The organism is Knoellia terrae (genome assembly GCF_048606435.1).
In the GTDB taxonomy this organism is placed as follows: domain Bacteria; phylum Actinomycetota; class Actinomycetes; order Actinomycetales; family Dermatophilaceae; genus Knoellia; species Knoellia terrae.
This window is the reverse complement of the sequence record NZ_JBMBWH010000011.1, coordinates 48,571-66,700: the sequence shown is the minus strand read 5'-3', so window position 1 is coordinate 66,700 and position 18,130 is coordinate 48,571. Positions and strand designations below refer to the sequence as shown.

The window sequence follows — 18,130 nt, the reverse complement described above, 5'->3', positions numbered from 1 at the left end:
GGTATCGTCTGCGGACGTGCGGGTGCTGCCCGCGCGGGCCTCTAGCTCAATGGTTAGAGCTGCGGACTTTTAATCCGTAGGTTGTGGGTTCGAGTCCCACGGGGCCCACCCCCCGTCCTGGTCGGGTCGCCGTTTGGATCACGGCACCGCGGGTAGCCCGTCAGACATGGACACCGAGCTCGTACTGGACGCCACGACCACGGACGACCCGAGCGAGGACTCGGTACTGTTCATCGGCAACGCCACGCTCCTGCTGAGGTACGGCGGGTTCACGATCCTCACCGACCCGACGTTCGTGCACCGCCACACCAGCGTCGACCTCGGGTACGGCATGAGCTCGAAGCGGCTGACCGACCCGGCCGTGGAGATCGACGACCTGCCGCCCCTCGACCTCGTGCTGCTCTCGCACTTCCACGGCGACCACTTCGACCAGGTGGCGCAGCAGCACCTCGACCGGTCCCTCCCGGTCGTCACCAACCCCGCAGGCCCGCGACCAGCTGCACGAGCTGGGCTTCACGCAGGCGCGTGGGCTCGACACCTGGGAGACCCTCACCGTCACCAAGGGCGAGCGCCGGCTCTCGATCACGGCCTGCCCGGCGCGCCACGGTCCGGGCGTCACCGACCTCGTCCTCCCGGACGTCATGGGCAGCATCCTGCAGGCCGACGACCGGAGCCGGATCGGGACGATCTACATCAGCGGCGACACGCTCATGCACGACGAGCTCGACGAGATCCCGCGGCGCCACCCCGACGTCGACCTCGGCTTCTTCCACCTCGGCGGCACCAAGGTGCTCGGGATCCTGGTGACGATGGACGCCGAGCAGGGGGTCCAGGCCGTCCGGCTCGTCGACCCCGACGTCGCCATCCCGATCCACTACGACGACTACGACGTCTTCACGTCCTCCCTGGAGGACTTCACCACGGCAGCGGAGCAGGCCGGACTCGGCGACCGTCTCCGGGTGCTGCACCGCGGGGACAGCTACCCGATGGGGTGAGAGGTGGACGGGGCTGCCCGGAGCCAGACAACCGGTCTCAACCCCACCACTGCCGAGACCCGCCCCCTAGCATCGACGCCATGAAGTCCGTCGACGACGCCCACAGCCGCCCCGCCGGGACCAGCGACGCGACGGCCGAGGCCGTCGGCAAGCTGTCCGAGGCGTTCGAGTGCATCGAGGAGGCGCGCGGCTTGCTCTTCGCGTTCCACCGCAACCTCGGCCGCGCCGACCTCACGCTGGGCGAGGCGGTCGACCAGCTGCGTGCAGCAGGGCACGAGGAGATGGCGGACGAGATCGAGAAGGACCTCCTGGGGCGCAACGTCCTTGCCGGCCGGTGGACCTTCCAGATCGTCGAGGAGTTCGACGACGGCTACTACGCCGCCTTCCGGGAGCACGACCAGCGCGTGCGGGACGCACTCATGGACGGGCGGCGCCACGTCTACGAGGCAGAGATGAAGCAGGAGCGTCGCACCCACGGCCGCGCCGGGCACGAGGCCACCCCCGACGACGTGTGAGCCGCCCGCGCTCAGAGCGGGATGCCGACCCCGCGGGAGCGCAGCAGCTCGGCGATCAGGGCGACCGCGAGGGCGATGACGATGCCTCCCACGAAGCCGACCAGACCCTTGGCCCGCCGGTCCAGCGGCCGGTCCGGTTGTCGACGGAGACCGACGAGCTCGGTCACGGCATACGCGATGGCACCGATCTGGAGCGGTGTGGTGGCCACGAGCCAGAACCAGAACCACTTCGTCCCCACGCGTGTCGACGGTCCGAGCACCAGCCGTCCCAGCAGCAGCACCGCACCGACGGCGTACACGACCTCGAGGGGCGTGGTGTCCGAGAAGGAGAACGGCCTCATCGGGACCTGCGCCTCCCGCAGTTGGCGCACGAGCAGCACGGTCTCCTCGGTGGCCTCCGCCGACATCGACGAGCTCGCGAGCCCGTCCGGGCCGGCCACCGACCACCCGCGGCCGCCCCAGGTCCGCCAGACCAGGATCCCGCCGTTCGGGAACTCCTCCGGGGCGACGCCAGTCCCACCCTCGGCGCCGGACGAGTCGGTGTCTCCGTTCGACATCCCCGCCTGCACCGCACGAGCGAAGTCCCGTGGTTCCCTCTCGACCGACGACGCGACGTACCACTGGACGACGGCGCCGGACGCGATATCGGACCGCAGGTCGTCGAGCGTCGAAGGCCGAAGACCGCTGGTCCACGCCGACCCCAGCACCATGAGGCACACGACGACGACGACGCCACCGAGGGCTGCCGTCACGCGCATGGACCAGTGCTCCTCACGAGCCGCCAGCGGACCGGCTTCCCGGGCCCCCACCTCGGTCGTGTCCCCCACCTCGAAGCTCATGGCTCAGCGTGGCACGACACACCCCCGCTGACCAGCGGTCAACGGGGGCCTGCGAGTCGGGGGTGCGGCGCGGTCAGTCGAACAGCTCGGAGAGGAACGACTTCTTGCGACGCTGGCCGTGACCGTAGTAGCCCTTGCCGGGCGAGGACGAGTACCTCGGGGCCTGGCCGTAGGAGTGCGCTGCCGGCTGCGCGTACGGACCGGCCTGCGCGGGATATGCCGGCTGCTGCGGGACCGGGGGCTGCTGCGGCTGCTGCTGCGGCGGGGCCGGGGGCGCCGACTGCTGGTGCCAGGCGTTCTCGGCGTTGACGAGGGCCTCGAGCTCACCGCGGTCGAGGAAGAGGCCACCACAGCCGGTGCACTGGTCGACGTGGACCTGGTTGCGCTCGTAGCTGCGCATCTCCGACGCGCACTTGGGGCAGGTGAGGGTGCTCATGCCCTGCCCAACGCCCCACCCGGGCCAGGAGTGCCCGACCCGACGAGAAACCTCGGGCTCGTCGGTCAGCCGGCGGCGTCGAGCACGTGCGGGAGGAGGAAGAGCATGCCCTGCGACCAGGTGAGGTGGGTGATGATCGGCCCGAGGATCCCACCAGTGACCCGTCGTTGCAGCCCGACGACCAGCCCCACCAACAGGCCTGCCACGACGAGAAGCGGGATCCCCGCGGCGGCGGAGACGAGCGTGTAGATGACCGTCGTGACGAGCACTGCATGCTTGCGCCCGACGGCGGCGAACAGCGCTCCCCGGTAGAACAGCTCCTCGGCGACCCCGTTCACCGCCGTGATGACCGCGACCACGGCCAGCGACCCGTAGGTCGCGTGGGCGAGCAGGCCCTCGACGGGCTCACGGAGCACCGGGATGCGGGCGACGACGAGGGCGCCCGCGAGGAAGAGGCCCAGCAGCGCCCCACCGAGCACGAGCGACTGGACGACCGAGCGGCCTGCGTGGTCACCCGCCCGGGTGTGCGCGCGCCCGAGGTGCAGCGGACCGGAGAGCAGCGCACCGACGGCCCAGACGACCGCGAGCGCCACCGCGGCGAAGTAGAAGAGGTCGTTGCCCGCCGGGATCCGCAACGCCCAGGCGTGGACCCCGAGACCGACGAGGAGGGTCGCTCCCGCGACCACCCGCCGTCGGCGGAACGCCGCGTCGCTCTCGGTGTGGTCCCGCGGGACGGGCTCGACGAGCGCAGCGTTGAAGAATCGACGCAGTTCCGTGACGGGATTCGGCATGACCAGTGAGACGATGCCACAGATGACTTCCGACCAGCAGCCCCGTGTCCTCGTGACGGGCGCGACCGGCTACATCGGGTCCCGCCTCGTCCCCGTCCTCCTCGCCGACGACCACCGTGTCCGTGTCCTGACCCGGTCGGCGGACCGCCTGCGCGCCCGCAACTGGGCCGACGACGTCGAGGTCGTCGAGGGCGACGCCACCTCGCGCCAGGACCTCGAGACGGCGCTCGCGGACGTCGACGTCGCCTACTACCTGCTGCACTCGATGGACGGCAAGGACGACTTCGAGCACCGCGACCGCGAGCTGGCCCGCACCTTCGGCCTGGCGGCGCAGGAGGCGGGCGTGCGGCGCATCGTCTACCTGTCCGGCTTGCACCCGGACGGCGGACAGCTCTCGACGCACCTCGCCTCACGGGTCGAGGTGGGCGACCTCCTCATGGCCTCGGGCGTGCCGACGGTCGTGCTCCAGGCCGCGATCATCATCGGCTCCGGATCGGCGTCGTTCGAGATGCTGCGCCACCTCACCAAAAAGCTCCCCGTCATGGTGACGCCGAAGTGGGTCGACAACCGGATCCAGCCGATCGCGATCAGCGACATCCTCCACTACCTCGTCGGTGCCGCGACGATCGAGGGCGAGGTCAACCGCACCTTCGACGTCGGCGGCCCTGAGGTCCTCACCTACAGCGAGATGATCCAGCGGTATGCCGCGGCGGCAGGCCTGCGCCCGCGCACCATCCGCACGGTGCCGGTGCTCACCCCGAGCCTGGCCAGCCACTGGGTCGGCCTCGTCACCCCGGTACCGGCCGGCATCGCCAAGCCCCTGGTCGGCAGCCTCATCCACGAGGTCGTCTGCCAGGAGAACGACATCGACGACGTCGTCGGCCCACCTGCGGGCGGACCGACCGCGTTCGACGACGCCGTGCGCGCGGCGCTCGGCGGCCAGGGCAAGGAGCGCCCGGAGCCGGGCACGGTCGACCCGGCCCAGATCACCGCCGCCGACCCCGACTGGGCCGGCTGACCAAAGGTCAGGCGGTGCGCGGACGCGTCATCGTCACCTGGGCGACGTCGAGGTAGCCGGAGGAGAACCCGGCCTCGCAGTAGGCGAGGTAGAACTCCCACATCCGCCTGAACCTCTCGTCGAACGAGCCACCCTCGATCCGCGGCCACTGCTCGAGGAAGGTCAGGCGCCATCGACGGAGCGTCTCGGCGTAGTCCGCGCCGAAGGCGTGGACCCCCGTCACGCGGAGGTCGGTGTGCCGCCCGGTCACCGAACGCATCGCCTCCAGCGACGGGATCAGCCCGCCCGGGAAGATGTACTTCTGGATCCAGCCGTAGGAGTTGCGGGTGGCGAGGAAGCGGTCGTGGTCCATGAGGATCGCCTGCACGACAGCCGTCCCACCCGGCGCCAGGAGCTTGTCGATCGCCGCGAAGTAGGTCGGCCAGTACTCCTCGCCGACCGCCTCGATCATCTCGACCGACACGACCGCGTCGAAGCTGCCGTCGGTGCGCGGGCTGAGCTCGCGGTAGTCCTGGAGCCGGACCTCGACCCGGTCGGCGAGGCCGCCGTCGGCGATCCGCTCCCGCGCCAGTGCCTGCTGCTCGCGTGACAGGGTGATCGACAGGACGTCCGCGCCGCGGGCAGCGGCCCGCAGCGACAGCTCGCCCCAGCCGGTGCCGATCTCGAGGACCCGGGAGCCGGGCCCGACCTTGGCGGTGTCGAGGATGGCGTCGATCTTGCGGTGCTGCGCCTCGACGAGGTCCTGCTCGGCGAGCGGCCGCGAGGGGTCGAAGAGTGCGGACGAGTACGACATGGTCGGGTCGAGGAAGGCCGCGAAGAGGTCGTTGGACAGGTCGTAGTGCGCCTCGATGTTCGCCCGGCTGCCGCTGAGGGTGTTGCGCGTGGCGGTGGGTAGCGCACGGTCGACGAGGCGTCGCATCGAGAGCAGCGGCTTGGGCAGCAGGTGGCTCATGCGCTCGGCGAACGGCAGCAGGGCCTGCGCGAGGTCGGTCCCCTCCGCGGCCCGCCAGTCACCGGCCATGTAGCCCTCACCGAGGCCGATCTTGGGGTGCTGGCCGATCCTCCCGTACATCGAGTCCGCCCGGACGACCTCGAGCGTCGGGGCGTCGGGACCGCCGCCGCCCACGGTGGTGCCGTCGGTGTAGCGCAGCCGCACGGGGACCCCCGCGACGATGCGGTGGATGAGGGCGCGGGCGACTGCTCCGCGGGTGAGCACCCGCCTCGGCGAGGGCAGCTCGAGGGGGGTGAGGACTTCGGACGTCATCGGACGGTCTCCAGGGATTCGGCAGGACGGGGGTGGACGGGGAGGCGGCGGGCCCAGAGGCGGATGCCGTGCATCCGGATCAGGGCGGTCACCTGCTGGGGCATGAACGGGTGGCGCGCGACCGTGGCCACGACCGACCGTGGTGTGCCGGGCACGAGCCGGCCCTCGACGACCGCCGTGAAGACCAGCTCGGCGTCGCGGTGCAGCCGGATCGCCACCGAGACCCGCTCGGCGTCGAGGTGGAAGCGGATCGCGTACTCGCCGGTGGTGTCGTTGAACGGCGAGACGTAGAAGTCCTTGTCCACGGACGCGGCGCCACGCGAGTCCGGCCGGACGGCATACGCGTGTCGTCCGCCGTAGGTGTTGTGCACCTCGACGACCACACCGCGCAGCTCGCCGGCGGCGGTGAGGCACCAGTACGCCGTCATCGGGTCGAAGACGTGACCGAGCACTCGTGCGTGGGTGAGCGCGACGACGCGCGTCACACCCTCAGTGGGTATGCCGTCGCGCTCGAGGCAGCGCAGCACGTTCGCCTTGAGCTCGGGCAGGGTCGACGGACCGGACAGGTGGTCCTCCGGGCGGAACGACGCCACCGGGCCGAGCCACGTGGGCAGGTCGAGCGGTTCGTCGAGGTCGATCAGCCACTGGTAGTGCCGGTTCCCGAAGGCCCGCCGGAAGGGGACGTGGCGGATGTGGTGGACCCGGCCGACGACGAGGGCAGGAAGCGCCGGCAGCTCGACGGACACCGCCTGCGAGGCGGGCAGGGTCTGCGTCACGACCACTCCACGCCCAGGGCACGTGCGGCCTCGACGCCCGAGCGGGCACCGTCCTCGTGGAACCCCCAGCCCCAGTGCGCGCCGGCGAAGGCGGTGCGCGACGTCGTGATCTCGGAGCGGCGCCGCTGCGCGCGGACGGCCTCGAGGTCGTGGATGGGGTGGGCGTAGTCCATGACGGCGACGACGGACGCCGGGTCGATGACGGCGGTGGCGTTGAGCGTGACGAACAGGCGGTCCGACGCCGGAAGCCCCATGAGGCGGTTCATGTCGTAGGTGACGACGGCGCCCGTGGCACCCGCGTCCTGCCCTGGCCGGGACGCCCGGTAGTTCCAGGACGCGTGGGCCCAGCGGGCGCGCGGCAGGAAGGAGGAGTCACGGTGCAGCACCGTCTCGTTGCGGGAGTAGCGAAAGGCGCCGAGCACCTCCTTCTCGACCGGGGTGGCGTCGACGAGCAGGCGGAGGGCGTCGTCGGCGTGGGTCGCGAGGACGACGTGGTCGAAGCGCTCCCGGCCGGCGGCCGTGGTGACCTCGACGCCGTCGTCGTCGCGCTCGACGGTGAGGACCTCGTGCCCGCGCCGCACGTCCGGGAGCCGGGCCGCGAGCGCCTCGACGTAGGTCGCCGAACCGCCGACGACCGTGCGCCACTGCGGCGCTCCGCCGATGCTGAGCATCCCGTGGTGGTCGAGGAACTGGAACAGGTAGCGCGCCGGGTAGTCCATCGCGTCGCCCCGGCCGCTGGACCACACGCAGGACACGAGCGGCACGGCATACAGCTCGACGAAGCTCTCCGGAAAGTCGCGGCTCGCGACGAAGTCCCCATAGGTGGTCTGGTCGGTGTCGTCGGTCGCCTCGAGGAAGGCAGCCGCCTCGCGGTGGAAGCGCCGGACCGACCGCAGCATCGTCAGGAAGTCGCGCGAGAGGAGCTGGCGGGGGCGCGCGAGGAAGCCGGTGACTCCCCGCCCCCCGGCGTACTCCATGCCCGTGACGGGGTCGGAGATCGACATGGACATCTCGGTGTCGCGCACCTCGATCCCCAGCTCCTCGAACAGCCGGCCGAGGAGGGGGTAGGTCCGGTCGTTGTGCACGATGAAGCCCGAGTCGACCCGGACCTGCCCCGCGCCGGAGGCGACCGTGTGCGTGTGGGCGTGCCCGCCCAGCCTGGTGTCCGCCTCGAAGAGGGTGACGTGGTGGCGTCGCGCCAGCACGTGGGCCGCCGTCAGCCCGGCCACGCCGGAGCCGATGACAGCGGTGCGCGGAGCATCGTCGTTCGGAGTCATGCCGTCCATTCGTTGCCGGCAGGAAACCGGATTGGAGGAGAGGTTTGGGCTCTGGATCAGGTGGGTAGTGACCCTAAGCGCCAGCGTGCGCGCGATGCGGCTCGCCGCCGTGCCAAAGTGCGCATTTGCGCCACATCCTCGTCACCACCGTGGCTGCGCTGCTCAATGCGGCAGGAGTCATGGGTGTGACGGCCGTGGTCTCGCGCCGGCTCGGCCGGCTCTCGGTCGTCGACGTCTCGTGGGGGCTGGTCCTCGTGGCCATCGCCTGGGTGACGTATGCCGTCGGCACCCGTTCGGCGCGGTCCCTGCTCCTCGCCGTGCTCGTGACCGTGTGGGGAGCACGCCTGGCCTGGCACATCCGGCGTCGCGCGCTGGGCGGCGCGCCGGGCGTGCTGACGGTCGTGTCGCCGGTGGTCATGACCTACGTGCTGGCCTTCGCCACGGGGGCCCGGCTGCTCGAGTCGGAGATGGCCAGCGGCCCGGCTACCGCGACTACATGGAGCGGACCCCGATGTTCCTGCCCCGGCCCCCGGTCGCCGGCCCGCCGGCTGAGGCGACGTCGGTCCTGCTCAGGGCGTGTTTTCGGTCAAGGCCTGAACCCCCGAACCGGGCCGGGGGTCACTAACGTCGAAGGGTGAGGGCAGTCCTCACGACATCGAAGGAGTGTGGTCCGGATGGACACCATCTGGTGGTGGGTGATCGCAGTGGTCGTGCTCATCGCACTGGCGCTGCTGCTCGTTCCCATGATGCGCAAGCGCAACGAGGAGTCCAAGCGCGAGAAGGCGGCCGAGGTCCGCGCGGAGGCGCAGGAGCATTCGCAGGTCGTGCGCGAGCGTGAGGCGCACGCCACGCAGGCCGCGGCCGAGGCCCGGCAGGCGCGGGCGGAGGCGGAGCAGAAGCTCGCCGAGGCCGACAAGCTCGACACCGAGAGCGCTCGCCGGCGCGAGCCCGCCATGGAGGCTCGTCACGAGTACGAGGAGAAGCTCCAGCGCGCCGACGAGCTCGACCCGGACGTCGACACCGACGGGGACGGGCGTCCCGACCGCACCGAGGGCCACGGCACGGACCACGGCACGGACCACGGCACGGACCACGACGGCACGGCCGGCGGCCGGCTCGACCGTGACCGCGACGGGCGGCTCGACCGCGACGACCTGCCCGGCCAGGGCCGCCACGGGGACACCCGCCGCACCTGACCCGCTCCTCCACCTCGAGGAGCTCCGACACCCCGTATGCCGCAGAGGCATGCGGGGTGTCGTGTGTCCACGATCATCGTCGGGGTCAGGTCGCGAGCGAGCTCACCGCGTGGATCGTCACCCCGGCGAGGGCGCCGACGATCGTCCCGTTGATGCGGATGAACTGGAGGTCGCGGCCGACGTGGAGCTCGATGCGCTCCGCGGCCTCGCGCCCGTCCCACTGGTCGACGGTGACCGAGATGACCTCGGCGAGCTCGGAGCCGTAGGTGTTGACGAAGAACGACACCGCCTCGCCGAGGTGCCCCTCGAGACGCGAGCGCCACGGCTCGTCCTCGACGAGGTGGCGGCCGAGGTGCTCGAGCAGCTCGTCCCCTCGCACGTGGAAGTACGACGTGGGGTCGTCCATCGCCGTCTCGAGCGCCGAGCCGAAGGAGCGCCAGAGGCCCAGGGCCGTCTCCGGCACCTGCGGGTGCGACAGCAGCCGCTCCTTGAGCGACTCCGCCTGCGCCATGACCTCGGGGTCGGTCTGGAGGTCGCGCGCCAGCCGGGTGAGCAGGTCGTCGAGGGCCACACGGGCCGGGTGCCCGGGCGTCTCACGAATGTCGCGCAGCCAGGTGAGGACCTGCTGGTAGCTCCACCCGATGACCCGGTCGTCCACCCACGGGGGCGACCACCACGGTGCTCGCTCGCCCATGACCGAGGCGAAGGTGCCGGGGTTGTCGCCCAGCCAGTCGTGCAGCTGCTCGAGTGCGAGGTCGACGAGCCCGTGGTGGGTGCGCTCGCCGACGACGCCCTCGAGCAGCGAGCCTGCGATGGGGCTGATCGGCTCCTTCGCCAGCCGCGGCAGGAGGAAGTCCTCGATGACCTCCCGGACGTCCTCGTCGGAGAGTCGCCCGAGGCCGGCGCGGGTGACGCGGACGACCTCCGACATCACCCGGGTGCGGTGGGCCGGGAGGAGCAGCCACTCGCCGAGCCGCTCCCCCACCCGTGCGGACGCCAGCCGTTCACGGGCGACCTGCTCGGTGAGGAAGTTCTCGGTGACGAACTCCTGGAGGTTGCGTCCGATCTCGTTCTTGCGCTTGGGGATGATCGCGGTGTGCGGCACCGGCACCCCGAGCGGGTGGCGGAAGAGCGCGGTCACCGCGAACCAGTCCGCGAGCGCCCCGATCATGGCCGCCTCCGCGCCGGCGTTGACGTAGCCGAGCCAGCCGGTCTCGGAACGCAACGTCACGGCATACACGATCGCGGCGAGCACGAGCAGGCCAAGCGCGAGCGCCCGCATCCGGCGCAGACCGGTGCGGCGCTGGGCGTCGGCCGGGGAGGGGGCGAGCAGGCTCACGGTCACGATCCTGCCCCACGCCCCTCCTAGAGTGGGGCCGTGCAGTTCCTCAACGGTCTCCAGCCCCAGTTCGACCTCACCTACGACGACGTCTTCATGGTCCCGATTCGGTCGGACGTCTCGAGCCGGCTCGACGTCGACCTCGCCTCGGACGACGGGACGGGCACGACCATCCCGCTGGTCGTGGCCAACATGACGGCGATCGCCGGGCGCCGGATGGCGGAGACCACCTCGCGCCGCGGGGCCCTGACGATCATCCCGCAGGACATCCCCGTCGAGGTCGTCAGCGAGGTCATCGGCTGGACCAAGCAGCGGCACCTCGTCTTCGACACCGCCATCACTCTCGACCCGCACACGACCGTCGGTGAGGCGCAGGTGCTTCTCGGCAAGCGGGCGCACGGCGCCGCCATCGTCACCGAGGGCGACCGGCCCGTCGGCGTCGTCACCGAGAAGGACCTCAGCGGCGTCGACCGCTTCGTGCAGGTGCGCGACGTCATGTCGAGCGACCTCGTCACGGTGCGCGACGACGTCGACGTGGTCGGCGCGTACGACACCCTGTCCGGCACCCGTCGCCGCCTCGCGCCCGTCGTCGCCGAGGACGGGACGCTCGTCGGCGTACTCACCCGCCAGGGTGCGCTGCGCGCCAACCTGTACTCCCCCGCGCTCGACGCCGACGGCGCCCTGCGCATCGGAGCCGCGGTCGGCATCAACGGCGACGTCGCGGCCAGGGCCGCGCAGCTGCTCGAGGCCGGGGCGGACGTCCTCGTCATCGACACCGCGCACGGCCACCAGCAGCGGATGCTCGACGCGCTCAGGGCCGTGCGCGCCCTCGACCCGCAGGTGCCGGTCGTCGCGGGCAACGTGGTCAGCGCCGCCGGGACCCGTGAGCTGGTCGAGGCCGGGGCCGACATCGTCAAGGTCGGCGTCGGACCGGGTGCGATGTGCACGACGCGCATGATGACCGCGGTCGGCCGGCCGCAGTTCTCCGCCGTCCTCGAGTGCGCCGCGGCCGCCCGCGAGCTCGGCAAGCACGTCTGGGCCGACGGCGGGGTGCGCCACCCCCGCGACGTCGCCCTCGCCCTCGCCGCGGGTGCGTCCAACGTCATGATCGGCTCGTGGTTCGCCGGGACCCTCGAGTCTCCGGGCGACCTCTTCACCGACGAGACCGGGCGCCAGTTCAAGGAGTCCTTCGGCATGGCCTCCTCCCGCGCCGTCCGCAACCGCACCGCGACCGACTCCGCCTACGAGCGCGCCCGCAAGGCGATGTTCGAGGAGGGCATCAGCTCGGCCCGGATGTTCGTCGACCCCGCCCGTCCCTCGGTCGAGGACGTCATCGACGAGATCATCTCCGGCCTGCGGAGCAGCTGCACCTACTCCGGTGCCCGCACGCTCGCCGAGTTCCACGAGCGCGCGACGATCGGCATCCAGAGCACGGCCGGCTTCGCCGAGGGACGACCGCTGCACCAGTCGTGGTGACCGTGGCGGTCCCGGCGTCCCGAGGCGACACGCGCGACGTGGGCACCTGACGGCCGAGGGCCCCGCTGCTAGCCTCGAAACCGGGCCGTGCAGCCCAGTTCTGTTGGAATCCTGAGGAGCTCTCATGTCGGACAACGCCCTCCACGACGCCGTGGACACCCTCGACGTGGACCAGTTCTGGGAGCGCGGGTACGCCGTCCTCCCCGGCGTCTACACCCCGGACGAGATCGAGGCACTGCGCGAGGCTGCGTATGCCTCCCGCGGCTACGGCGGCGACCTCCTGGCCAACCCCAGGCTGCGCCACGTCCTCACCGACGGCCGGATGGTCGCGGTGGCTCGCAAGCTGCTCGGCACCGATGACCTCTTCTACGGCGGGGACAGCTCCTTCACGATCAACGGGACACAGAAGGGCTGGCACAAGGACAACGCCGACCGGGTCGACCCCCACGCCCCGGACTGGGACAGTCGCTACACCCAGCTGAGGTTCGGCATCTACTGCCAGGACCACTCGGAGCACACCGGTGGGCTCAACCTGCGCATCGGGTCGCACGACATGCGCAACACGACGGAGGGCGAGGTCCTCTACGTCAAGACCAAGCCGGGCGACCTCGCCGTGTGGAGCATGCGCATCACCCACTCGGGCAACGGCATGCTCCTCAAGGACCCCGACGCGCCCTTCCCCATGCCCACCGAGCACGACCGGTTCACGTCGGACGAGGTGGCCGAGGCCGACGGCGACCGCATCGCGATCTTCGCCCACATCGGGGCCAACGACTCGCACGCCAAGCGGTACTGCGACTACACCAAGACGCGCACCTACCTCGTCGACGCCTGGCGCAAGCGCCCCTACGACGACGAGGCGCGTCAGGCCGCGAAGGACGCCGGGCTGCACCTGCGCGACATGCCCGCGGAGGTCATGGACGACCCCGACGCAGGGCTCAACGAGCTGTGGGCGCCCATCCCCTACGAGGGCCAGAAGGGGTCGCCCGCCGCGCCTCGCGCCGGGGCGGCCGACGGAGCCGACACCAAGGCCATGGTCAAGGCCAACCTGCGCCGCGCAGCCCGCGCTGCCAAAAGTGGGCTGAAGGGAGCGCGAGACAGCTGGCGCGCGAGTGGCTGACCCGCTCCTTCGAGGGCGCCACGCGCCACCGCACGATCGCGTATGCCGTCGTGCCCGCCCTCGCCCTGCTCGCCTTCGCCCTGCTCGCCTGGTCCACGACCCCACGGACCAGCGACCTCGAGGGGCAGTGGGAGGCGGCGGGGCTTCGCGGTGAGGTCCTCGGCGGGCGGGCGCTCGTCGGAAGCGGGTCCGCGGTGGCGGTCGACCTCGTCACGGGGACCCGGATCACCCTCGGCTCGGTGACCTCGGGGACACCGGCCGTCGGTGCCGGCCGCCTGCTCGTGCTCGGACAGGACCGGCTCGACGGTGCCGGGCTGGACGGGCGATCGCGCTGGACCTGGACCGGTCCACCCGCCCACGCGCTCGCGCTCGTCGCGGCCGGGCCGTCGGTCACGGTGGTCCAGGCCTGTGGGGGAACCCCCGGCGGGTGCCGTCTCATCGGCGTCGACGGCAACGGGCGGGAGGCGTGGCAGACCCCGCAGCCGACGGCGACCGGCACGTCGGCCCCGGTCGTCGGCGCCGACGGGAACCTGCCCACGGTCGGGGTCCTGCCCACCCCCGACGGCACCCTCGTCCTCGTCGACCCGGCGTCGAGCCGCGTCGTGCTGCGACCGGAGTCGCGGGCGACCGTCGGTCCGGACGGCCGTCTGACCCTGCGCGCGGCGTCGTCGGGGGGGTGTGCGCTCACCATGTTCGAGACCCTCGACCGGAGCCGCACCTCGACGACGTCGGAGCCCTGCGCGTCGGCGCCGACGGCCGAGCAGCCGATCAGGGTCGCATCCGTCCGCTCGCGGGTCTGGTGGTGGCCCTTCGGGAAGGGCAGGCCGACGCTCGAGGTGGGCGGACGGCATACGGGCCGGGTGGTGAGCGGGGAGCCGCTGCGGGCGCTGCGGGTCGACGACGAGGGGCTCACCGTCCTCGACGGTGCCACGGTTCGCCGCTACACGTGGGCCGACGACGCCTGACCTCACCACCCGAGCGGGGGCGCCGCTGGGTACGTTGGTCGTCGTGACCTACGACGTGGCAGCGATCCGTGCGCTCTTCCCCTCACTGGCCGAAGGGAGCGACGGGTCCTCGCCCGCCGCCTTCTTCGACGGGCCGGGCGGCAGCCAGACACCGTCGCCGGTGGCCGACGCGGTCCACGCGACCCTCGTGTCGGCGATCTCGAACCGCGGCGACGTCACGGCCAGCGAGCGCCGGGCCGAGGGGGTCGTGCGCGACGCCCGCCAGGCCGTCGCCGACCTGCTCGGCGCCGACCCCCGCGGCGTCGTCTTCGGCCGCAGCGCGACGGCGCTGACCTACGACTTCGCCCGGGCCCTGGCGAAGACCTGGGCGCCCGGAGACGAGATCGTCGTGACCCGGCTCGACCACGACTCCAACATCCGGCCGTGGGTCCAGGCGGCGGAGGCGGTGGGCGCGGTCGTCCGGTGGGCCGACTTCGAGGCGGACACCGGCGAGATGCACTCCGACGCCGTGACGTCGCTGCTGAGCGAGCGCACCCGGCTGGTCGCCACCACCGGGGCCTCGAACCTCATCGGCACCAAGCCGCCGGTCTGCAAGATCGCCCGGGCGGTGCACGAGGTCGGCGCCCTGCACTGGGTCGACGGTGTGCACGCGACGGCGCACGCCTCGGTCGACCTCGACTCGCTCGGGGTCGACTTCTGGACCTGCTCGCCCTACAAGTTCCTCGGCCCGCACATCGGCGTGCTGGCTGCGTCTCCCGAGCTCCTCGAGACGGTGCGGATCGACAAGCTGCTGCCGTCCTCCGACGCGGTGCCGGAGCGCTTCGAGTTCGGGACCCTGCCCTACGAGCTGCTCGCCGGGGTGACGGCGGCGGTCGACGTGCTGGCGTCCCTCGACCCGGCCGCCACCGGGTCCCGGCGCGAGCGGATCCTCGCGAGCTTCGAGGCGCTCGAGGAGCACGAGCACCGCCTCCTCGACCGGCTCGAGTCCGGCCTGCGCTCGCTGCCCGGGGTGCGGGTCCACTCCAACGCGCGCAAGCGCACCCCCACCCTGCTCTTCACCGTGGACCGTCGTCCGGCGCAGGACGTGCGACGGGCTCTGGCGGAGCGGGGGGTCAACGCACCGGCCTCACACTTCTACGCGATCGAGGCGTCGCGCCACCTCGGCCTCGGGGACGAGGGCGGCGTGCGCGTCGGTCTGGCGCCCTACACCGACATGGACGACGTCGAGCGCCTGCTCTCCGCCCTCGCCGAGATCGTCGAGGAGGGCCGGCTCAGGGGCGAGGCAGGAGGAAGGCGTCGCGGGTGATGTCGCCGACGGTCGCCGCGCCGGTCAGCCCCATCGTGAGGTCGAGCTCGGCGATGACGTCGTCGATGACGGCGCGCACCCCGTCGGCGCCGTCGAGCGCCAGCCCGTAGACATGGGGTCGGCCGAGCAGGGTCGCGTCAGCACCGAGGGCGAGGGCCACGAAGACGTCGGCGCCCGTGCGGATCCCGCTGTCCAGCAGGACGACCGGCTCGCGGCCCACGCGCTCACGGATCGCCACGAGCGCGTCGAGCGAGGCGATCGAGCGGTCGACCTGCCGCCCGCCGTGGTTCGACACGATGATGCCGTCGACTCCGACGTCCAGCGCCCTCGCCGCGTCGTCCGGGTGGAGGACGCCCTTGAGCAGCACGGGCAGGGTGGTGCGCTCCCGCAGCGTCTCGATGTGCTTCCAGGACAGGCCCGGGTTGGAGTAGATGTCGAGGAAGGTCTCGACGGCGGCCCGCGGCACGGGTGAGCGCAGGTTCTCCCTCGTGCCACCGGGGTGGCGGCGTGACTGGTTGAGCAGCGTCCGTGCCCCGCCGGCGGCGGCTCGGACCCTGGCGGCGCCCGCGGTCCCGGCCAGGGGTGAAGGACCCTCACCCGCCGCGGCCACCCGCTGCCGGACGATCTCCATGAAGCGGGGGTCGGAGGTGTACTGCGCGATGCCCATGCCCTGGGTGAACGGCAACGACCCGAGGTCGAGGTCGGCGGTGCGCCAGCCGAGCATCGTCGTGTCCAACGTGACGACGAGCGCCCGCGCCCCTGCGGCCTCGGCCCGACCGAGAAGCGAGTCGACCAGGGGCTCGTCGGTGGACCAGTAGAGCTGGTACCACCACGGCACGTCACCCATGGCTGTCGCCGTCTCCTCCATCGGCGAGCAGCCCTGTGTCGACACGATGTAGGGCGTCCCTGCCGCGGCAGCGCCGCTTGCGATGGCGAGGTCGGAGTCGCGGGCGACGAGCTCGGCCGCTCCCACAGGAGCGAGCATCACCGGCGCCGCCATCGACGTGCCCAGCACCTCGGTCCGAAGGTCACGGCTCACGTGTCCGTGCAGGACGCGCGGTACGATCTGCCACCGGTCGAACGCGGCCCGGTTGGCGCGCACGGTGGCGCCGGCGCCGGCTCCCCCGGCGACGTAGGCCCAGGCCCGGTCACTCATCACCTCGCGGGCACGGTCCTCGAGCTGCTGCGGGGTCGTCGGGACGCGCGGCGCCTGGCCGAGGGTGCCCCGCCGGTAGATCGCGCTCTGGCGCATGCGCCCCGGGCCGGCCACCGGCGCGGGCAGGTTCTGCTCTGTCACCCCGCCACGCTAGCGGCGAGCGCCGGGGCAGTGGGCGAGACTGAGCCCCATGGTTGCGCTCCTCCCGCCGCTCGAGGCCCCGGTCGACCCCGTCGACGCCCTGCGACGCATCGCGTTCCTCCTGGAGCGGACCCGCGCCGGCACCTACCGCGTCGAGGCGTTCCGCAAGGCCGCCAGGGCGCTCAAGGGCATCGACGACGACGAGGTCGAGCAGCGGGCCCGCGCCGGGACGCTCAAGGACCTTCCCGGCATCGGGAAGTCGACGTCCGCGGTGGTGGAGGAGTCGGTGAGAGGTGAGCTGCCGGCATACCTCGCGTCGTTGCAGGAGAAGAGCAGCGGTCCGCTCGTGGCGGGAGGCGAGGACCTGTATGCCGCGCTGCAGGGCGACTGCCACCTGCACTCCGACTGGTCCGACGGCGGGTCGCCCATCGACGAGATGGTGCTCACCGGCATCGAGCTCGGCCACCGCTGGATGGTCCTCACCGACCACTCGCCGCAGCTGCGGATCGCCAACGGGCTGACGGCGGAGCGGCTGACCCAGCAGATCGGGATCGTCGACGCGATCAACCGTGGTGTGGGAGAGGCGTTCCGGCTGTTCAAGGGCATCGAGGTGGACATCCTCGACGACGGCTCCCTCGACCAGACCGACGCGATGCTCGACCAGCTCGACCTCGTCACGGCCTCGGTGCACAGCAAGCTGCGGATGAACTCCGGTCCGATGACCAGACGCATGGTGGCCGCCGTGCTCAACCCGCGCGTCAACGTCCTCGGCCACTGCACGGGACGGCTGGTCGAGGGATCCCGCGGGAAGCGTCCGCAGTCGGACTTCGACGCCCGAGCCGTCTTCGAGGCCTGCCTCGAGGGTGGCACCGCCGTCGAGATCAACTCCCGGCCCGAGCGGTGCGACCCGCCCGACGAGCTCGTCGAGCTGGCGCTCGAGATCGGGTGCCTGTTCTCGGTCGACTCGGACGCCCACGCGCCGGGCCAGCTCGACATGAAGGCCTATGGCTGCGAGCGGGCCGAGCGGCTCGGCGTCCCCTGGGACCGCATCGTCACGACGTGGGATGCCGACCGCGTCCACGCCTGGGCCAACCCCGCCTGAGGGAGGGCCACACTGGGGTCATGACCGACCTCGGGCTGACCGTCGACGCCGCCTCCGGGGAGCCGCCGTACGAGCAGGTCCGGGCGCAGCTGGCCGGGCTCATCGGGCGCGGCGACCTGGGCGAGGGCGACCGCCTGCCCACGGTGCGGGCGCTCGCGGGCGACCTCGGCCTCGCCGTGAACACGGTGGCGCGGGCCTACAAGGAGCTCGAGGCCGAGGGCCTGGTGACGACCCGCCGTCGCGCCGGGACGGTCGTCGCCTCCGGCGGACATGCGACGGACACGGCCCTCCACCGCAGCGCGACCGCCTACGCCGCCAGCGCGGCGCGGGCCGGGCTCAGCGAGTCCGCGGCCATCGACCTCGTGCGCGCGGCCCTTCGGCAGGCGCGCGGCTGAGGGGCCGCGCGGGTCCCACGCTC

Annotated in this window: 20 protein-coding genes and 1 tRNA gene; 12 read left to right on the top strand and 9 right to left on the bottom strand. The window is 72.1% G+C overall.

The window, feature by feature from the left end; all coding sequences use genetic code 11:
- Window positions 1-35: 35 nt before the first annotated feature.
- A tRNA-Lys gene (locus ACOJV9_RS14510) sits at window positions 36-108 on the top strand.
- A 52-nt stretch (window positions 109-160) separates the two neighbouring features.
- Here ACOJV9_RS14510 and ACOJV9_RS14505 read toward each other — a convergent pair.
- Complete coding sequence (locus ACOJV9_RS14505) at window positions 161-619, bottom strand: hypothetical protein (RefSeq protein WP_420185929.1); 459 nt, start codon at window positions 617-619, stop codon at window positions 161-163.
- On the opposite strand from ACOJV9_RS14505, the gene ACOJV9_RS14500 reads away from it, so the two are divergent.
- Together ACOJV9_RS14500 and ACOJV9_RS14495 are read left to right on the top strand one after the other, a co-directional pair.
- Window positions 507-995, top strand: coding sequence for an MBL fold metallo-hydrolase (locus ACOJV9_RS14500; RefSeq protein ID WP_420186007.1), 489 nt, complete (start codon window positions 507-509; stop codon window positions 993-995). The genes ACOJV9_RS14505 and ACOJV9_RS14500 overlap by 113 nt on opposite strands.
- A gap of 80 nt (window positions 996-1,075) precedes the next feature.
- Window positions 1,076-1,510 carry a hypothetical protein gene (locus ACOJV9_RS14495; protein WP_420185928.1) on the top strand — a complete coding sequence of 145 codons (435 nt, stop codon included), beginning with the start codon at window positions 1,076-1,078 and terminating at the stop codon, window positions 1,508-1,510.
- Between the two features lie 11 nt (window positions 1,511-1,521).
- Here ACOJV9_RS14495 and ACOJV9_RS14490 read toward each other — a convergent pair whose 3' ends face one another.
- From ACOJV9_RS14490 to ACOJV9_RS14480, 3 genes are all read right to left on the bottom strand, one after another.
- Entirely contained in the window at window positions 1,522-2,349 is an 828-nt protein-coding gene (locus tag ACOJV9_RS14490; protein WP_420185927.1) for a hypothetical protein, read from the bottom strand.
- Window positions 2,350-2,422: 73 nt separating this feature from the next.
- Window positions 2,423-2,785: a TFIIB-type zinc ribbon-containing protein gene (locus ACOJV9_RS14485; protein WP_420185926.1), complete on the bottom strand. Its 363-nt coding sequence runs from the start codon at window positions 2,783-2,785 to the stop codon at window positions 2,423-2,425.
- Window positions 2,786-2,850: 65 nt separating this feature from the next.
- On the bottom strand, window positions 2,851-3,576 hold the full coding sequence (locus ACOJV9_RS14480; protein WP_420185925.1) for a CPBP family intramembrane glutamic endopeptidase: 726 nt from the start codon (window positions 3,574-3,576) through the stop codon (window positions 2,851-2,853).
- Window positions 3,577-3,598: 22 nt separating this feature from the next.
- Here ACOJV9_RS14480 and ACOJV9_RS14475 point away from each other — a divergent pair, with 22 nt between their 5' ends.
- Window positions 3,599-4,594 carry an NAD(P)H-binding protein gene (locus ACOJV9_RS14475; RefSeq protein ID WP_420185924.1) on the top strand — a complete coding sequence of 332 codons (996 nt, stop codon included), beginning with the start codon at window positions 3,599-3,601 and terminating at the stop codon, window positions 4,592-4,594.
- Between the two features lie 7 nt (window positions 4,595-4,601).
- Here ACOJV9_RS14475 and ACOJV9_RS14470 read toward each other — a convergent pair whose 3' ends face one another.
- Genes ACOJV9_RS14470 through ACOJV9_RS14460 form a run of 3 tightly spaced genes read right to left on the bottom strand, consistent with a single transcriptional unit; the run spans window position 4,602 to window position 7,911 of the window.
- Entirely contained in the window at window positions 4,602-5,858 is a 1,257-nt protein-coding gene (locus ACOJV9_RS14470; protein ID WP_420185923.1) for a class I SAM-dependent methyltransferase, read from the bottom strand.
- Window positions 5,855-6,634 (bottom strand): DUF1365 domain-containing protein, encoded by a 780-nt coding sequence (locus ACOJV9_RS14465; RefSeq protein WP_420185922.1) that lies wholly within the window; start codon window positions 6,632-6,634, stop codon window positions 5,855-5,857. The genes ACOJV9_RS14470 and ACOJV9_RS14465 overlap by 4 nt, the downstream gene beginning before the upstream one ends.
- Window positions 6,631-7,911: an NAD(P)/FAD-dependent oxidoreductase gene (locus ACOJV9_RS14460; RefSeq protein ID WP_420185921.1), complete on the bottom strand. Its 1,281-nt coding sequence runs from the start codon at window positions 7,909-7,911 to the stop codon at window positions 6,631-6,633. Before ACOJV9_RS14460 ends, ACOJV9_RS14465 begins: the two co-directional genes overlap by 4 nt.
- A gap of 125 nt (window positions 7,912-8,036) precedes the next feature.
- Here ACOJV9_RS14460 and ACOJV9_RS14455 point away from each other — a divergent pair, with 125 nt between their 5' ends.
- Window positions 8,037-8,549, top strand: a complete 513-nt coding sequence (locus tag ACOJV9_RS14455; RefSeq protein ID WP_420185920.1) for a DUF1295 domain-containing protein — start codon at window positions 8,037-8,039, stop codon at window positions 8,547-8,549.
- Between the two features lie 36 nt (window positions 8,550-8,585).
- The gene (locus ACOJV9_RS14450) at window positions 8,586-9,107 is read left to right on the top strand and encodes a hypothetical protein (protein ID WP_420185919.1); all 522 of its coding nucleotides are present in this window, start codon (window positions 8,586-8,588) and stop codon (window positions 9,105-9,107) included.
- An 85-nt stretch (window positions 9,108-9,192) separates the two neighbouring features.
- On the opposite strand, the gene ACOJV9_RS14445 is transcribed toward ACOJV9_RS14450, so the two are convergent.
- The gene (locus ACOJV9_RS14445; protein WP_420185918.1) at window positions 9,193-10,446 is read right to left on the bottom strand and encodes a DUF445 domain-containing protein; all 1,254 of its coding nucleotides are present in this window, start codon (window positions 10,444-10,446) and stop codon (window positions 9,193-9,195) included.
- A gap of 39 nt (window positions 10,447-10,485) precedes the next feature.
- Between ACOJV9_RS14445 and ACOJV9_RS14440 the strand changes: the two genes are divergently transcribed.
- The 4 genes from ACOJV9_RS14440 (at window position 10,486) to ACOJV9_RS14425 (ending at window position 15,313) form a co-directional block, all read left to right on the top strand.
- Window positions 10,486-11,922, top strand: a complete 1,437-nt coding sequence (locus tag ACOJV9_RS14440) for a GuaB1 family IMP dehydrogenase-related protein (RefSeq protein WP_420185917.1) — start codon at window positions 10,486-10,488, stop codon at window positions 11,920-11,922.
- Between the two features lie 124 nt (window positions 11,923-12,046).
- Entirely contained in the window at window positions 12,047-13,042 is a 996-nt protein-coding gene (locus ACOJV9_RS14435; protein WP_420185916.1) for a phytanoyl-CoA dioxygenase family protein, read from the top strand.
- A 50-nt stretch (window positions 13,043-13,092) separates the two neighbouring features.
- Complete coding sequence (locus ACOJV9_RS14430) at window positions 13,093-14,007, top strand: PQQ-binding-like beta-propeller repeat protein (RefSeq protein ID WP_420185915.1); 915 nt, start codon at window positions 13,093-13,095, stop codon at window positions 14,005-14,007.
- 43 nt (window positions 14,008-14,050) lie between these two features.
- Window positions 14,051-15,313, top strand: coding sequence for a cysteine desulfurase-like protein (locus ACOJV9_RS14425; RefSeq protein WP_420185914.1), 1,263 nt, complete (start codon window positions 14,051-14,053; stop codon window positions 15,311-15,313).
- Here ACOJV9_RS14425 and ACOJV9_RS14420 read toward each other — a convergent pair.
- Window positions 15,279-16,565 carry an alpha-hydroxy-acid oxidizing protein gene (locus ACOJV9_RS14420; RefSeq protein WP_420186006.1) on the bottom strand — a complete coding sequence of 429 codons (1,287 nt, stop codon included), beginning with the start codon at window positions 16,563-16,565 and terminating at the stop codon, window positions 15,279-15,281. The two genes, ACOJV9_RS14425 and ACOJV9_RS14420, sit on opposite strands and share 35 nt — an antisense overlap.
- A gap of 94 nt (window positions 16,566-16,659) precedes the next feature.
- On the opposite strand from ACOJV9_RS14420, the gene ACOJV9_RS14415 reads away from it, so the two are divergent.
- The gene (locus ACOJV9_RS14415) at window positions 16,660-17,712 is read left to right on the top strand and encodes a PHP domain-containing protein (RefSeq protein ID WP_420185913.1); all 1,053 of its coding nucleotides are present in this window, start codon (window positions 16,660-16,662) and stop codon (window positions 17,710-17,712) included.
- A gap of 20 nt (window positions 17,713-17,732) precedes the next feature.
- Window positions 17,733-18,107 (top strand): GntR family transcriptional regulator, encoded by a 375-nt coding sequence (locus ACOJV9_RS14410; RefSeq protein ID WP_420185912.1) that lies wholly within the window; start codon window positions 17,733-17,735, stop codon window positions 18,105-18,107.
- The last annotated feature ends 23 nt before the right edge of the window (window positions 18,108-18,130 follow it).

Excerpts from the sequence above, each read along its gene's own strand:
- ACOJV9_RS14495 (WP_420185928.1), top strand. The coding sequence starts at position 1,076 with ATGAAGTCCGTCGACGACGCCCACAGCCGCCCCGCCGGGACCAGCGAC.
- ACOJV9_RS14490 (WP_420185927.1), bottom strand. The coding sequence starts at position 2,349 with ATGAGCTTCGAGGTGGGGGACACGACCGAGGTGGGGGCCCGGGAAGCC.
- ACOJV9_RS14485 (WP_420185926.1), bottom strand. The coding sequence starts at position 2,785 with ATGAGCACCCTCACCTGCCCCAAGTGCGCGTCGGAGATGCGCAGCTAC.
- ACOJV9_RS14480 (WP_420185925.1), bottom strand. The coding sequence starts at position 3,576 with ATGCCGAATCCCGTCACGGAACTGCGTCGATTCTTCAACGCTGCGCTC.
- ACOJV9_RS14475 (WP_420185924.1), top strand. The coding sequence starts at position 3,599 with ATGACTTCCGACCAGCAGCCCCGTGTCCTCGTGACGGGCGCGACCGGC.
- ACOJV9_RS14470 (WP_420185923.1), bottom strand. The coding sequence starts at position 5,858 with ATGACGTCCGAAGTCCTCACCCCCCTCGAGCTGCCCTCGCCGAGGCGG.
- ACOJV9_RS14460 (WP_420185921.1), bottom strand. The coding sequence starts at position 7,911 with ATGACTCCGAACGACGATGCTCCGCGCACCGCTGTCATCGGCTCCGGC.
- ACOJV9_RS14450 (WP_420185919.1), top strand. The coding sequence starts at position 8,586 with ATGGACACCATCTGGTGGTGGGTGATCGCAGTGGTCGTGCTCATCGCA.
- ACOJV9_RS14435 (WP_420185916.1), top strand. The coding sequence starts at position 12,047 with ATGTCGGACAACGCCCTCCACGACGCCGTGGACACCCTCGACGTGGAC.
- ACOJV9_RS14420 (WP_420186006.1), bottom strand. The coding sequence starts at position 16,565 with ATGCGCCAGAGCGCGATCTACCGGCGGGGCACCCTCGGCCAGGCGCCG.
- ACOJV9_RS14415 (WP_420185913.1), top strand. The coding sequence starts at position 16,660 with ATGGTTGCGCTCCTCCCGCCGCTCGAGGCCCCGGTCGACCCCGTCGAC.
- ACOJV9_RS14410 (WP_420185912.1), top strand. The coding sequence starts at position 17,733 with ATGACCGACCTCGGGCTGACCGTCGACGCCGCCTCCGGGGAGCCGCCG.